14 protein-coding genes and 1 pseudogene are annotated in these 14,958 nt (G+C 58.3%); 6 read left to right on the forward strand and 9 right to left on the reverse strand.

What is annotated here, in order from left to right; all coding sequences use genetic code 11:
• From paaG to paaA, 7 genes are read right to left on the reverse strand one after another with little or no spacing between them, the layout of a single operon-like run.
• Complete coding sequence (gene paaG / locus ACOTX4_RS17805; protein ID WP_096888897.1) at positions 1–789, reverse strand: 2-(1,2-epoxy-1,2-dihydrophenyl)acetyl-CoA isomerase PaaG; 789 nt, start codon at positions 787–789, stop codon at positions 1–3.
• Positions 789–1,556 (reverse strand): 2,3-dehydroadipyl-CoA hydratase PaaF, encoded by a 768-nt coding sequence (gene paaF, locus ACOTX4_RS17810; RefSeq protein ID WP_003857343.1) that lies wholly within the window; start codon positions 1,554–1,556, stop codon positions 789–791. Before paaF ends, paaG begins: the two co-directional genes overlap by 1 nt.
• Positions 1,553–2,623 carry a 1,2-phenylacetyl-CoA epoxidase subunit PaaE gene (gene paaE, locus ACOTX4_RS17815; RefSeq protein WP_045333011.1) on the reverse strand — a complete coding sequence of 357 codons (1,071 nt, stop codon included), beginning with the start codon at positions 2,621–2,623 and terminating at the stop codon, positions 1,553–1,555. Before paaE ends, paaF begins: the two co-directional genes overlap by 4 nt.
• Positions 2,624–2,630: 7 nt before the next feature.
• Positions 2,631–3,128 carry a 1,2-phenylacetyl-CoA epoxidase subunit PaaD gene (gene paaD, locus ACOTX4_RS17820; RefSeq protein WP_003857347.1) on the reverse strand — a complete coding sequence of 166 codons (498 nt, stop codon included), beginning with the start codon at positions 3,126–3,128 and terminating at the stop codon, positions 2,631–2,633.
• Between the two features lie 11 nt (positions 3,129–3,139).
• Positions 3,140–3,886 carry a 1,2-phenylacetyl-CoA epoxidase subunit PaaC gene (gene paaC, locus ACOTX4_RS17825; protein ID WP_023314089.1) on the reverse strand — a complete coding sequence of 249 codons (747 nt, stop codon included), beginning with the start codon at positions 3,884–3,886 and terminating at the stop codon, positions 3,140–3,142.
• Between the two features lie 8 nt (positions 3,887–3,894).
• A complete protein-coding gene (gene paaB, locus ACOTX4_RS17830) occupies positions 3,895–4,182 on the reverse strand; it encodes a 1,2-phenylacetyl-CoA epoxidase subunit PaaB (protein ID WP_193527308.1) in 288 nt (95 codons plus the stop codon).
• 12 nt (positions 4,183–4,194) lie between these two features.
• Entirely contained in the window at positions 4,195–5,124 is a 930-nt protein-coding gene (gene paaA, locus ACOTX4_RS17835; RefSeq protein WP_421635405.1) for a 1,2-phenylacetyl-CoA epoxidase subunit PaaA, read from the reverse strand.
• 285 nt (positions 5,125–5,409) lie between these two features.
• Between paaA and paaZ the strand changes: the two genes are divergently transcribed.
• The 5 genes and pseudogenes from paaZ (at position 5,410) to ACOTX4_RS17860 (ending at position 11,950) form a co-directional block, all read left to right on the forward strand.
• A complete protein-coding gene (gene paaZ / locus ACOTX4_RS17840; protein ID WP_421635406.1) occupies positions 5,410–7,449 on the forward strand; it encodes a phenylacetic acid degradation bifunctional protein PaaZ in 2,040 nt (679 codons plus the stop codon).
• A gap of 225 nt (positions 7,450–7,674) precedes the next feature.
• Positions 7,675–7,806, forward strand: a pseudogene (locus ACOTX4_RS17845) (type VI secretion system tube protein Hcp); the annotation flags it as partial.
• An 85-nt stretch (positions 7,807–7,891) separates the two neighbouring features.
• Entirely contained in the window at positions 7,892–8,287 is a 396-nt protein-coding gene (locus ACOTX4_RS17850) for a hypothetical protein (RefSeq protein WP_022651150.1), read from the forward strand.
• A 159-nt stretch (positions 8,288–8,446) separates the two neighbouring features.
• Complete coding sequence (gene tynA, locus ACOTX4_RS17855) at positions 8,447–10,723, forward strand: primary-amine oxidase (protein ID WP_421635407.1); 2,277 nt, start codon at positions 8,447–8,449, stop codon at positions 10,721–10,723.
• Positions 10,724–10,843: 120 nt separating this feature from the next.
• On the forward strand, positions 10,844–11,950 hold the full coding sequence (locus ACOTX4_RS17860; RefSeq protein WP_023314085.1) for a GGDEF domain-containing protein: 1,107 nt from the start codon (positions 10,844–10,846) through the stop codon (positions 11,948–11,950).
• A 39-nt stretch (positions 11,951–11,989) separates the two neighbouring features.
• On the opposite strand, the gene ACOTX4_RS17865 is transcribed toward ACOTX4_RS17860, so the two are convergent.
• Entirely contained in the window at positions 11,990–13,489 is a 1,500-nt protein-coding gene (locus tag ACOTX4_RS17865) for an aldehyde dehydrogenase family protein (protein ID WP_022651146.1), read from the reverse strand.
• Positions 13,490–13,730: 241 nt separating this feature from the next.
• Between ACOTX4_RS17865 and feaR the strand changes: the two genes are divergently transcribed.
• Positions 13,731–14,639 carry a transcriptional regulator FeaR gene (gene feaR / locus ACOTX4_RS17870; protein WP_023314084.1) on the forward strand — a complete coding sequence of 303 codons (909 nt, stop codon included), beginning with the start codon at positions 13,731–13,733 and terminating at the stop codon, positions 14,637–14,639.
• Between the two features lie 12 nt (positions 14,640–14,651).
• Here the strand turns inward: feaR and ACOTX4_RS17875 are convergent, their stop codons facing one another.
• Positions 14,652–14,957 (reverse strand): YdbL family protein, encoded by a 306-nt coding sequence (locus ACOTX4_RS17875; RefSeq protein ID WP_045333008.1) that lies wholly within the window; start codon positions 14,955–14,957, stop codon positions 14,652–14,654.
• Position 14,958 lies beyond the last annotated feature (1 nt).

The following is a 14,958-nucleotide window of genomic DNA, read 5'->3' on the forward strand; positions in this document are numbered from 1 at the left end:
TTATTTCCCCGTAAAGTTCGGCGCGCGTTTTGCCAGGAACGCGCTGACGCCTTCCCGGTAGTCGTCGCTGCGTCCGGCCAGGCGTTGATAGTCGCGCTCCAGATCAAGCTGGGCGTCGAGGGTGTTGGTTTCGGCGGCGTTGATCGCCTGCTTGATCAAGCCCAGGCCAAAGGTCGGCTGCGAGGCAAAATGCAGCGCCATCTGCTGTACGGTGGCGGAGAGCTGCTCGTCGTCCACCACCTGCCAGATCATTCCCCAGGCCTGTGCCTGTTCAGCGCTGAGCTTATCGCCCAGCAATGCCAGCCCCATGGCGCGGGCGCGTCCGGCCACGCGCGGCAGCAGCCAGGTGCCGCCGCAGTCCGGGACGAGGCCGAGCTTGCTGAAGGCCATCACAAAACTGGCGGAGCGCGCCGCAATCACCATGTCGCAGCCGAGGGCCAGCGTCGCCCCCGCGCCCGCCGCCACGCCGTTAACCGCGCAAATCACCGGCTTCGGCAGTTTTGCCAGGCGGCGCACCAGCGGGTTGTAAAAAGTCTCAACGGACATGCCCAGATCGGGCGCCGGGCCGTTCGGGTCGACGTTACGGTCGTTGAGATCCTGCCCGGCGCAGAAACCGCGTCCTGCCGCGGTGATCAGCAGGCAGCGGATGGCGTCATCGCGCTCGGCCTGCTTCAGGCATTCGGAAAGCTGCTGGTGCATGACGTCGTTAAAGCTGTTCAGGCGCTCCGGGCGGTTCAGCGTAATGGTCATTACGCCCTGCTCAACATGGCTCAGAATAGATTCCACAATTAGCGTCCTTTAAAGTCTGGGGTGCGTTTTTGTAAAAAGGCGTTGATCCCTTCCCGGCGATCGTCGGTGGCCGCGAGCAGCGCAAACAGCTGACGCTCCTGCGCCAGCCCGGCCTGAAGCGGGACTTCCTGCGACTGGCGAAGCGCCTGCTTCGCCGCCTGTAGCGCCAGCGGCGAATGGCGCGCCATCAGCGCTGCCTGCTTCAGGGCGTACTCCAGCGTCAGCGAGGCCGGATAGACGTCGCTGACCAGCCCGGCGCTGTGCGCCTGCACCGCCGTGATGCTTTCGCCCGTCAGCACCATTTTGCTGGCCAGCGATTTGCCTACGCTGCGGATCAGCCGCTGGGTGCCGCCTGCGCCCGGCATGATCCCGAGGGTGATTTCCGGCAGGCCAAAACGGGCGTTATCGCCAGCAATCACGACATCGCAGAGCAGCGCCAGCTCACAGCCTGCCCCCAGCGCGAAGCCGTTTACGGCGGCAATCAGCGGTTTGGTGAAGGCGTTGATCCGCGCCCACAGCTGCGGACGGATATCGTTCAGGGTGGCGGGCAGGTCTTTCTCCGCCATTTCGTTGAGATCGGCCCCGGCGGCAAAGCAGCGTTCGTTGCCGTACATCACGCAGACGGCGATCTCAGCATCCGCGGCGGCGGCCTCAAGCTGCTCCGCGATTTGCAGGAGCAGCGCATTGTTGAGCGCGTTGCGCGCCGCCGGACGGTTAAGCGTTAGCTGCAACACGCGGCCATGACGGGTAACAATCAGTTCGCTCATGCCATCCCCTTCGCATCAAAATCGACGATAACGTCGGCGGTTAACGGCAGCGCCTGACAGCTCAGCACATAGCCTGCGGCCAGCTCGTCCGGCTCCAGGCTGTAGTTGGTCGCCATATCGACTTTCCCACGCAGCACTTTGCATTTGCAGGTGGCGCATACGCCGCCCTTGCAGGCGTAAGGCAGATCCGCCCCCTGACGCAGGGCCGCGTCAAGAATGCTTTCGTCGTCCGCCGTCAGGGTGATCTCCCTGTCGCGCCCGTCCTGACGGACGGTGACCTTCTGGCCATCGGCCTGCACGCTGGCTGTCCGTTTAACGGCGGTACCCGGCGTGTTAAAGCGCTCAAGATGGATCGCTTTTTCCGGCATACCCAGCGCTTTAAGCGCCGCTTCGGCCTCATCCATCATCGCCGACGGGCCACAGATGAAGGCTTCATCGTACTGACGGAAATTCACCAGCGTTTTTGCCAGCGCCTGGAGCTTTTCCCCGTCAATGCGGCCATGGAGCAGATCGCTGTCGAGCGTCTCCTGGCTGAAGATGGCGATCAGCTGTAAACGCTGCGGGTATTTATCTTTCAGGTCCGCCAGCGCCCGGCGGAACATCATGCTCTGGCTGCTGCGGTTGCCGTAAATCAGGGTGAAGTGGCTGTGGGCTTCAGTGGCCAGCGTAGCGGACATAATCGCCAGCATCGGGGTGATCCCGGACCCGGCGGCAATCGCCAGATAGTGGCCTTCGCGTTCAGCCTGCGGCTGGTAGCCAAAATGCCCCTGGGGCACCATCACCTCCAGCGCCATGCCCGGTTTGATCTCGTCCCGGGCATAGCGGGAAAAACGTCCGCCCTCGATGGCTTTGACCGCCACGCTGATCTCACCGCACGCGGTGCTTCGGCAGATGGAGTAGCAGCGGCGCAGTTCATCCCCGCCAGGACTGGCTTTCAGGGTCAGATGCTGACCGGGACGGAAGCGGTACGCCTCCTGTAACGCCTGCGGCACCGCGAAGGTAATGGTCACCGCGTCGCGGGTTTCGGGCTCCACTTTTGCCACTATTAATGAATGAAACGTTGTCATGGCAGCCTCAAATACATTTGAAATAATCGAAGGGCTCACGGCAGGTATTGCAGCGGTAGAGCGCTTTGCAGGCCGTGGATCCAAATTCACTGATAAGCGAGGTATCGGTGCTCGCACAGCGCGGGCAGCTCACCTCCGCGGGAACGTGGGCATGGCAGCTATGACCAACAGGCGGGCTGATGCCATATTCACGCAGGCGCCTGCGGGCATCGTCGGTCATCCAGTCGGTGGTCCAGGCGGGCTCCAGTTGCAGCACAATATGTACCGGGCTAAAGCCGTTTCCGGTCAGGGTTTCGCGGATCGCCCCCAGCAGATGCTCCGTTGCCGGACAGCCCGAATAGGTTGGCGTGAAGCCGATAACCCAGCCTTCCCCCTGTGCCTTCACGCTGCGCACCATGCCCAGGTCGGTGATGGTCAGCACCGGCACTTCCGGGTCGGGGATCTGGCTTAACAGCGCCCAAATCTGCGGGATTTGTGCAGGCGCGATGTCGACGAGGCGTTGCATGGCGTCCTCCTTTACCACTGCTGGCCGGGGTAAACGCGCTGGAGATACTGCATCTCTGCCAGCATCGGCCCGAGGTGTTCGGTATGTAGCCCCTTCTTACCGCCCGTGCGATACGCCACCTCTTCGGGCACGCGGAGGGTGGCTTCCGCCAGGCCAGCAAACACTTCGCGCTCCCACGGGTCCCGCAGGTCGCGCGGATCAACCGCCACGCCGTCATCAATTAGCGCCAGCTCGACCTCGTCAGCGTCGAACAGTTCAGCCGTAAAGCGCCACAGGCTATCCACCGCCTGCTGCATTTTTTGTGCGGAGGTTTCTGTTCCGTCCCCCAGCCGCACCAGCCAGCCGCGGCTAAAGCGCAGGTGATAGCGCGCCTCCTTAATGGCTTTTGCCGCGATGGCGGCAAGCTGACTGTCGCTGCTGTGGATCAGCCGCTCGTAGAGCGCCACGTTCCACGCATCCATCAGATACTGACGGGCAATGGTGTCGGCGAAGCTGCCGTTTGGCTGTTCCACCAGCAGCAAATTGCGGAACTGACGCTCATCGCGGCCATAGGCCAGGGTATCTTCATCACCCTTACCTTCCCGTTCAGCGGCGTAGGTCAGGAAATTGCGCGCCTGCCCGAGCAGATCAAGGCCGATATTGGCGAGCGCCAGGTCAATTTCCAGCTCCGGCGCGTGGCCGCACCAGGCACCCAGACGCTGTGAGAGCACCAGACCGTTGTCGCCCAGACGCAGGGCATAAGCAGATACGTTGTTCATCCCCAACCTCACATATGCTCGATACCATCAGGGATGGTGTAAAACGTCGGATGGCGGTAGACCTTGCTTTCCGCCGGATCGAAAAACTCCCCGCTCTCTTCCGGCTGGGAAGCGACGATTTCAATCGCCTTCACCACCCAGATAGAACAGCCTTCGCTGCGGCGGGTATAGGCATCGCGCGCGTTTTCCAGCGCCATGCGGTCGTCGGCAGCGTGAAGGCTGCCTACATGCCGGTGCGACAGCCCCTGCTTCGAACGGACAAAAACTTCGTATAACGGCCAGTAAACGTTGCTCATGGTTGATTCCTCTTATGCGGCCTGGCGGGCGCGTTGTTTTTCCGCGTGGGCCAGAGCGGCTTCACGCACCCATGCGCCGTCGTCCCAGGCTTTACGTTTTGCGGCCAGACGTTCGTGGTTGCAGATCCCGCGCCCGTTGATCACCTCGTCAAATTCCTGCCAGTCGATTTCGCCGAAGCGGTAGTGGCCGCTCTCTTCATCGAAACGCAGGTCGGGATCCGGCACGGTCATGCCGAGCATCTCCACCTGAGGCACCGTGTTGTCCACGAAGCGCTGGCGAAGCTCATCGTTGCAAAAGCGTTTGATCTTCCAGGCCAGACTGCGGGCGCTGTTTGGGGAGTTGTCGTCGTTGGGTCCGAACATCATCAGCGCGGGCCACCAGAAGCGGTTGATGGCGTCCTGCAACATCTGCCGCTGGGCTTCGCTACCCTGCGCCAGCGCCATGCAGGCCTCAAAACCCTGACGCTGGTGAAAGCTCTCTTCTTTACAGATTTTCACCATCGCCCGGGCATACGGGCCGTAAGACGTACGGCACAGTGCCACCTGGTTCACAATGGCCGCCCCGTCCACCAGCCAGCCAATGACCCCGATATCGGCCCAGCTCAGGGTCGGATAGTTGAAGATGGAGGAGTATTTCATCTTGCCGTCGAGCATCTTTTGATAGATGTCCTCCCGGGCGCAGCCCAGCGTTTCCGCCGCGCTGTAAAGGTACAGGCCGTGTCCGGCTTCATCCTGCACCTTCGCCAGCAGAATGGCTTTCCGGCGCAGCGTCGGTGCGCGGGTGATCCAGTTCCCTTCCGGCAGCATGCCGACAATCTCAGAGTGGGCGTGCTGTCCAATCTGGCGGATCAGCGTCTTGCGGTAGGCATCCGGCATCCAGTCCTGCGGCTCGATGGCCGTCTCCTGTGCGATGCGTTGCTCAAAGCGTTGTTCTTGCGTCACATAACCACCTTTGTGATTCATTAAATCACCACAAATAGCAAAATGGTGAATCATTTGGTTTCTTAAAAGTTACACAAAGGTTAAATATAACCCCAAGAAGCGTTTGTTTATTTTGTGACGACGCTCGCAAGCCTTTTCATGAAAGGCCGATGGCGCAAGGCTTTCTGTTGGTCAGGCCAAGCAATACAGATCACAACGTTAACAATTCATTAAAACTCAGCTTGATTTTTATGATTCGAGATCAAACTATTTATAGTGAAATCACGAAACATCTGGAGAGAAGAAATGCAGCAGTTAGCCAGCTTCTTGTCCGGCATCTGGCAATCAGGCCGGGGCCGCGAGCGCACCATCACCCACGCCATCAGCGGGGAAACGCTATATCAAGTCACCAGCGAAGGGCTGGATATGGCGGCCGCGCGCCGTTACGCCATTGAACACGGCGGAGAAGCGCTCCGCGCAATGAGCTTTATCGAGCGCGCCGCCATGCTGAAGGCGGTGGCCAAACATCTGCTGAGCCAGAAGGATCGGTTTTATGCCCTGTCAGCCCAGACCGGCGCGACGAAGGCTGACAGCTGGGTGGATATTGAAGGCGGTATCGGCACCCTCTTCACCTACGCAAGCCTCGGCAGCCGTGAGCTGCCGGACGATACCCTGTGGCCGGAGGATGAGCTGATCCCACTGTCGAAGGAAGGCGGCTTTGCGGCACGTCACGTGTTAACGTCGAAATCCGGCGTGGCGGTGCATATCAACGCGTTCAACTTCCCGTGCTGGGGGATGCTGGAAAAGCTCGCGCCCACCTGGCTTGCCGGGATGCCCGCCATCATCAAGCCCGCCACCGCCACCGCGCAGGTGACTCAGGCGATGGTGAAAGCGATCGTGGAGAGCGGACTGGTGCCGGACGGCGCCATCAGCCTGATCTGCGGTGGCGCGGGCGATCTGCTGAACCACCTCGACAGCCAGGACGTGGTGACGTTTACCGGGTCGGCCAGCACCGGGCAGAGCCTGCGCGTCCACCCGAATATCGTCGCACATTCCATTCCGTTTACCATGGAAGCAGATTCTCTTAACTGCTGCGTGCTGGGTGAGGACGTGACGCCGGAACAGCCGGAGTTTACGCTGTTTATCCGCGAAGTGGTGCGCGAGATGACCGCCAAAGCCGGGCAAAAATGTACCGCCATCCGCCGCATCATCGTGCCTGAAGCGCAGGTTGAAGCCGTCAGCCAGGCGCTGATTGCGCGGCTGGAGAACGTGGTCGTCGGCGATCCGGCCCAGGAAGGGGTGAAGATGGGGGCTCTCGTCAACAGTGAGCAACGTGCTGACGTGCAGGAAAAAGTCGATCATCTGCTGGCCTCGGGCTGCCAGATCCGTCTGGGTGGTAAAGCTGATTTGCAGGCGCCTGGCGCATTCTTCCCACCCACCCTGCTGTTCTGCCCGCAGCCGGACGAAACCCCGGCCGTTCACGCCACCGAAGCCTTTGGCCCCGTCGCAACCCTGATGCCCTGCCGTAACACCGAGCACGCCATGCAGCTGGCGCGGGCGGGCGGCGGCAGCCTGGCGGGAACGCTGGTTACGGCAGATACCCGCGTGGCGCGGCAGTTTATTGCCGGTGCCGCGCGCGCCCACGGACGCATTCAGATCCTCAACCAGGAATCCTCGAAAGAATCTACCGGCCACGGTTCACCGCTGCCACAGCTGGTGCACGGTGGTCCGGGACGTGCGGGCGGCGGCGAAGAGCTGGGCGGCCTGCGCGCTGTGAAGCACTATCTTCAGCGCACGGCTATTCAGGGCAGCCCGTCCATGCTCGCCGCGATCGGTAAACAGTGGGTCCGTGGCGCGGAGGTGCAGGAAGATCGCGTTCATCCGTTCCGTAAATACTTCGAGGAGTTACAGCCGGGCGACAGCCTGCTGACCCAGCGTCGTACCCTGACGGAAGCGGATATCGTGAATTTTGCCTGCCTGAGCGGGGATCATTTCTACGCCCATATGGACAAAATTGGCGCGGCGGAGTCGATTTTTGGTGAGCGCGTGGTACACGGTTATTTCCTGATTTCCGCCGCGGCGGGGCTGTTTGTCGATGCCGGGGTTGGGCCGGTTATTGCCAACTATGGCATGGAAAACCTGCGCTTTATCGAGCCGGTCAAGCCGGGTGATACCATTCAGGTGCGCCTGACCTGTAAACGTAAAACGCTGAAGAAACAGCGCACTGCCGAGGAAAAACCCACCGGCGTGGTGGAATGGGCTGTGGAGATCTTCAACCAGCACCAGCAGGCCGTGGCGCTCTACTCCATCCTGACGCTGGTGGCGCGCCAGCAGGGTGACTTTTAATCAATGCAATGGCATTAACCTTGCTGCCTCGAGTGTTTGAGCGCATCAAAATAAGCGGAAGGTAAAACAGGGACTGGATGGCTTTGATTAATCGAACCATCCAGTCTGCCTGGTTTGGATAAGTTACAACCGGAAACACTAAGCAAATTGACCATGTAGTTAGAATGGTTATTATTTGGCGTCGGGAATATTTCCGCATTAAATTACATGGATGATTAACAAACTATGGCAATTCCTGTTTACCTTTTCTTAACTGAAGATGGTGGGTCAAAAATTACAGGCTCGGTGGATGTTCGTTACCGTGAGGGAAGCATTGAAGTCACCGGCTTTACACACAATCTTCGCCTCCTAATTGATCCTGCCGAATTTGCAAAATTCCAGAACAATAATAATTACGGTAATGATCCAGTCGATCAGTTATGGATAAGGGCAGGAATAGATTATGCGCGACGTTCGGGTTTTTAACTGGCGAGCTGGAATTATTATCTTTATTTTTCTCATATTCATTGCATACCCTTTCCGCGATCTTTTTACCGTGTATGAAAATTTGCAGGAAAAAATCAAGGTTAACGATCGTTTAACTCTTTACATCACCCAGGTTGAGACGGGCTCGCTGTCTAAAAACAGGTATCATATTTATCTCTTTGATGCGAAAAAAAGTCCGGAAGAATTCATGTCTAACATTAAGAATATCAATCCCGTCATGATCACCGATGATGATAAAGCTTCAGTGGCAATTAAAAATGGAGACATTTATCTTCGCGTTCGCGGTACGGTTTATTCGTTCACGACGGTAGGTTTTGATGTCCGCACGCATCTCGATAGCTCGCCTTACTGAAGCGCACTTTATCTGCCATGGGGGTGTGATGCACCCCCGCTCTTTTTTAACCTGGCAAGACTGACAAACAACCTGGCAGATGCAGGCAAACGCTTTACGTGCGCGCCTGTCAGGATAACGCTGACACTACACAATAAACACAACAAGATGAGGTCTGCGATGGGAAGCAATTCTTCTTTTTCTGCCCGTAGAACGGCACTGGCCATGGCCGTTGCGCTCTGTTGCGCCTGGCAATCCCCTGTTTACGCTCACGGCAGCGAGGCGCATATGGTCCCGATGGACAAAACGCTTCAGGCGTTTGGCGCGGACGTGCAGTGGGATGATTACGCCCAGATGTTCACCATCGTCAAAGACGGTGCCTTTGTGAAGGTCAAACCCGGCGCAAATACCGCCATCGTTAACGGCAAACCGCTGACGCTCCAGGTGCCCGTGGTGATGAAGAACAATAAGGCGTATATCCCGGAGACCTTTATCAACGATGTCTTTCAGTCCGGTCTTGATCAGACATTCCAGGTTGAAAAAAGCCCCCACCCGTTAAACGCGCTGACGGCTGATGAAATCAACCAGGCCGTAGCAATCGTGAAAGCCTCAGCGGATTTTAAACCCAATACCCGCTTTACCCAGATTGCGCTGGCGGAGCCAGAAAAGGCCAAAGTCTGGGACTTTGTGCTTAACGGCACGGCGGTGGATGCGCCCCGCCAGGCCAATATCATCATGCTTGATGGTAAACACATCATCGAAAGCCGGGTGGATCTGAAGGAGAAAAAGATCCTCCGCTGGGAGCCGATCAAAGACGCGCACGGCATGGTGCTGCTGGATGACTTCAATACCGTGCAGCAGATCATCAATGAAAGCCCGGAGTTTGCCGTCGTGCTGAAAAAGCGCGGCATTACCGACCCGAAGAAAGTGATCACCACCCCGCTTACCGTCGGCTTTTTTGACGGCAAGGATGGGCTGAAACAGGAAGACCGCCTGCTGAAAGTGATCAGCTATCTCGACGTGGACGACGGTAACTACTGGGCGCACCCGATCGTAAACCTGGTTGCGGTGGTGGATCTCGAGCAGAAGAAAATCCAGAAGATTGAGGAAGGCCCGGTCGTGCCGGTGCCGCTCACGCCGCGCCCTTATGATGGCCGTGACCGCGTTGAAACGGTGAAAAAACCGCTGGAGATTATCGAGCCGGAAGGCAAGAACTACACCATCACCGGGGATAGGGTGCACTGGCAGAACTGGGATTTTCATCTGAGCCTGGACTCACGCGTCGGCCCGATAATCTCCACCGTGACCTATAACGACAACGGCAAAAAGCGACAGGTGATGTATCAGGGGTCGCTCGGCGGCATGATTGTGCCGTACGGCGACCCGGATATCGGCTGGTACTTTAAAGCCTACCTGGACTCCGGCGATTACGGCATGGGTACCCTGACCTCCCCGCTCGTGCGCGGCAAGGATGTTCCGTCTAACGCCGTGATGCTCAACGAAACCATCCCGGATTACACCGGCGCGCCAATGGAGATCCCCCGGGCGATCGCCATTTTCGAGCGTTACGCCGGGCCGGAATATAAGCATCAGGAATTAGGAAAACCCAACGTCAGCACCGAACGCCGCGAGCTGGTGGTGCGCTGGGTCAGCACCGTGGGTAACTACGATTACATCTTCGACTGGGTATTCCACGAAAACGGCACTATCGGCATTGATGCAGGGGCTACGGGCATTGAAGCGGTGAAAGGCGTGCAGACGAAAACCATGCATGATGCCACCGCGAAGGATGACACCCGATACGGAACGCTGATCGACCATAATATTGTCGGTACCACCCACCAGCACATCTACAACTTCCGTCTGGATATGGACGTGGACGGCATCAACAATAAGCTGGTGGCCATGGATCCGGACGTCAAACCGAACACCGCTGGCGGACCGCGCACCAGCACCATGCAGGTTAATCAGTATGATATTGATACCGAACAGCAGGCGGCGCAGAAGTTTGACCCGGGCACCATCCGCCTGCTGAGCAATACCAGCAAAGAGAACCGCATGGGCAACCCGGTCTCATATCAGATCATCCCTTACGCGGGCGGTACACACCCGGTAGCGTCCGGCGCGAAGTTTGCCCCGGACGAGTGGATTTATCACCGCCTGAGCTTTATGGATAAACAACTGTGGGTAACGCGTTACCATCCCGACGAGATGTACCCGGAGGGAAAATACCCGAACCGTTCCACGCACGATACCGGCCTCGGCCAGTACAGCAAAGATAACGAGTCGCTGAACGACCAGGATAACGTCATCTGGATGACCACCGGCACCACCCATGTCGCCCGTGCCGAGGAGTGGCCAATAATGCCGACGGAATGGGTGCACACGTTGCTCAAGCCGTGGAATTTCTTTGACGAGACGCCAACGCTCGGCAAGAAAAAAGCCGAGCAAAAATAAGCAAACGCCGGGCGCAATGCCCGGTTTTTTTGTGCAAACATTTGAGGAATAATCGAGCCTGCTTATAGTTAATACTACCTGGCTTTAGCGAGCTATCCACCGGACGGGAAGAAAACCATAATGGAAAAAAGACACAACGCAACGCCAGAACCTGCGACATGGCCTACCCGTAAATCAATGGTTGTTCACGGGCTGGCCGTGAACCTGCCGTGGCTCGCCTTTGTGAATGCCAGCTTTGCCCTTATGGTCCTGCTGCGCAATTCGCTGTTCGGCCATATCGATGCCCTCCTGCACATCAGCCCGCCTCTGCGGCAGATGATAGACGCCTCCATGCTGGGCGTGGTGATCCTTTCCGTGGCGCTGGTGATCATGGCCTGGCGCCACATCCGCGGCGTCAGCGCCGTTTTGTTTATGTGCAGTCTGCTGTGGTCGATAAGTTGTTACTGGTTTATCAACGTGTTACATCTTCCGCATCCCTGGCCTATATTCGTTACCCTGCTGATGGCCGGTATGACCGCGCTCTATTTTCACCCGGTGGCACTGCTCTGCTTCACCGTTCCGCTATGGATAAGCCTGCCCGTTGCCAGCATGCTGCTGAATCAGGAAATTAATTATCGCTTCGCCGGGCTGTGGGTGGTGTTCACCTTCATTCTCGTGTGCGGGCGCTATATCCTGTTGAGCTGGTTTGAAGAGGCGTGGCGTCGCAACCAGCAGAATCAGCGTTTAATTTCGCGGCTGGATGCGCTGGCCCATCAGGATCCGCTGACGAAAACGGCCAACCGGCGGGCGATGGAGCTGGTGCTGGAAAACGCCGTGGAGCAAGGCAAACGCTTCGCGGTGCTGATGCTGGATGTCGATTACTTCAAACTGTATAACGACACCTATGGTCACCAGGCAGGAGACGCGTGTCTCGCGAGGGTGGCAGAGGTGCTGAACACCTCGGTGCGCACGCCAGAGGATGTGGTTTCGCGCTACGGTGGTGAGGAGTTCGTCGTGATCCTCTTTGACTGTGAAGAAAGCGTTGCTGAGAAAGTCGCCGCGCGGATCCAGGCTGGCCTGCGCACCGCAGCCATTGCGCACAGCGCGTCGAAGGTGAGTGAATGTGTGACGGTGAGTATGGGCATTGCCGGCTATACCCCAGGACTGGCCGGCCCGGAAATCATCGCCCGCGCCGATGCAGCGTTGTATCGGGCGAAGGAGTCCGGGCGGGATAGGTGGTCGCGTTAAATAATGCCGGGTGCCGGCTTCGCCTTACCCGGCGTTTTATTAATACCGCACACACACCGACTTGGTTTCACACCAGCCATCCAGCCAGTCGGGGCCGAAATCGCGCCCGGTGCCAGACTGCTTCATGCCGCCGAACGGCAGGTTGGCGTCTATCAGCGTGTGGCTGTTCACCCACACGGTTCCTGCCTGTAACCTGTCGGTATACGCTAGCGCTTTACTGATATTCTGCGTCCAGACGCTGGCCGTTAAGCCGTATTCAGTGTCGTTCGCCAGCTGAAGCGCCTCTTCCCCGTCGTCCACACGAACCAGGTTCACCACCGGCCCGAAGACCTCTTCACGCGTCAGTCGCAGATGATTATCCGGGTTGACCACCAGCGTTGGCGAAACGTAATAGCCTTTGCCGTCTGGCCCCCGGTTCCCGGCGATCAGCTCCGCATTGTGCGCCTTCGCCTCATCCAGGAACGCCTGAACCTTATCGCAATGGGCGCGCGACACCAGCGGGTTGATAAACGCATCCGGCGACATGCCCGGCCCGACGCTCAGAGATTTCACGGCCTGTTCAAAGCCGCTGACCAGCGTGTCGAACAGCGGAGCCTCAATATAAATACGCGAGCTGGCCGCGCAGACCTGCCCCTGATTCAGGAAGCTGCCGGTCATCAGCCCTTCAATTACCCACGCCGGATCGGCGTCTTTCAGCACGATGGCCGGGTTTTTGCCGCCCAGCTCCAGCGTCACGCCCGTTAGCGTATCCGCAGCCACGCGGGCAATCTGCTTGCCCGTCGCCGTCGAACCGGTAAAGCTTACTTTGGCAATGCGCGGGTGCGAGGTTAGCGCCGCGCCACAGACGGCGCCACTACCGGTCACCACGTTGAACACGCCATCCGGGATCCCCGCCTCGCTCGCCAGTTCCGCCACCCGTAACAGGGTGAGCGGCGTGGTTTCCGAGGGTTTGATCACGATGGAGCAACCTGCCGCCAGCGCGGGCATTACTTTCCACATGCCAATCATCAGCGGGAAGTTCCACGGCACAATCCCCGCCACGACTCCCACCGGCTCTTTACGCGTCCACGCCTGATAACGCGCGCCCTGCGGCAGTGGAATCGAGAGATCGAGGGTTTTACCGGCAATTTTGGTGGTCAGCCCTGCCGTGTAGCGCATCCAGTTCAGGGTGCATCCCACCTCGAAGGCGCGGGAGATGTTAATGGATTTCCCCTGCTCCAGGGTTTCGAGCTGTGCCAGCTCTTCGCCATGCTGTTCCACCAAATCGGCAAACCGCAGCAGGATGCGTTCCCGCTCTGCCGGCAGACGCCCTGCCCAGCTTCGGGCGACAAAGGCGCGCCAGCCAGACATCACCGCACGATCGACATCATCGACGCTGGCATCGGCGGTGGAGGCAATAACCTCTCCGGTCGCCGGGTTGTAGACGTTCAGGCGCTTTTCGCTGTCGGATGCCGCCTGACGCCCTTCGATCCACAGGCCGTGCTGGCGATCTAAAAACTGCTGCACGCCTGGCAGGATGGCGACGTGTGATTCGGACATAGGATACTCCTTCGTTATGCTTCGCAGGGTGTGTATGCAGTCTAAGAGGGGAATCGCATTCCTGCTTTTGTCTGTGTGACATTCGCTTTGTCAGCTGTGACAGGCTCCGCAAATCGTGATAATTCCCGCTTATATCGCTGTAACCGTTGAGTGTTCTTTCCTATAGTCAGCCTCGTAGCCCTGACAAAATGCAACATAAATGCAACAATGCGAAAACAGTGACGGTGCAGCGAGAACATCAATGGCGTGTGCAAGCGAACAGGACAATTTTCAGCAGTGGCTGGCGCAAATTAACCAGGTTTGTGGGCGCTTTGCGGCACGTCCGTTAGAGGGGGCGTTTCTCGGCGAACTGGAAACCAGCTATACCCAAAGTCTGAAGCTGAGCACGGTGACCGCCGCAGGCGTTAACCTTTTTCGCACCCGTCAGGAGATCAAAAACGGCAACGACGCCTGGTTCTACACCGTGTTTCAGCTGGAAGGCAGCGCCGGAATCGAACAGGACAACCAGCGCGCGATGCTGAAAGCCGGGGATATCACGCTGATTGACGCCTCCCGCCCGTGCTCCATTTACTGGCAGGAGCGTTCCCGCCAGATTTCGCTGCTGCTCCCGCGACAAATCATTGAGCAACACGCGCGTTTTCAGGAAGTGAGGTGCGCGCTGCCCCTCTCCCGCAGTCTGCCTACCGTACAGCTGAGCTACCGACTGCTACAGGAGAGCATGGGCAATGCCGATCTCAGCGCCAGCGAAAGCGAAGCGGCGCTGGAGGCGATGGTGTGTCTGCTGCGTCCGGCCTTCCAGCAGCAACACGAGGTGCTGCCGCGCAAGGAGCGTCAGTTCCGCCACGTTCTGTCCCTGATTGATGATCATATTCAGTCAGAGGCGTTAAGACCGGAGTGGATAGCTTCAGAGAGCGGCATGTCCGTGCGGAGCTTGTACCGCATGTTTGCCGGGAAAGGGCTGGTGGTGGCGCAGTATATTAAGAACCGTCGCCTCGATTTATGCGCTCAGGCGCTGCGTTCCATCAGCGATGACGAAAAGCTGGCGGGCATTGGCTACAGCTGGGGCTTTACCGACCATAGCCATTTTTCCACCGCCTTTAAGCAGCGTTTCGGGGTTTCGCCGGGCGAATACCGTAAGCGTTACCGCTAGTTACTTTTTTAGTCACTTGCCGTTAATCCCCTTCACGTATTCACCCGGCTGGGCGCGCGCCACCAGCTTTTGTCCCGCCATTTTCGCCACCTCGTCGACGGGCAAATTATTGCTGTCAGCTAACTGCTGGTAACTTTCCGTGCGTGCGGCGTTGATACGGCTCACCAGCGCCAGGGTTTCAGCGTCGTGCTGAACGGGCGCAAGATAGCCGCTCAGGGTTTCCCCTACGCGCCCCTGGGCACGTGCATCGTTGAGCGTAAGCGTGGCGGCGTGAACGTTCATCCCCAGCGCCAGTAACATCAGAGCTAATCGTTTCATG

This window comes from Enterobacter cloacae complex sp. IR5459, assembly GCF_049238005.1.
Taxonomy (GTDB): Bacteria; Pseudomonadota; Gammaproteobacteria; order Enterobacterales; family Enterobacteriaceae; genus Enterobacter; species Enterobacter hormaechei_C.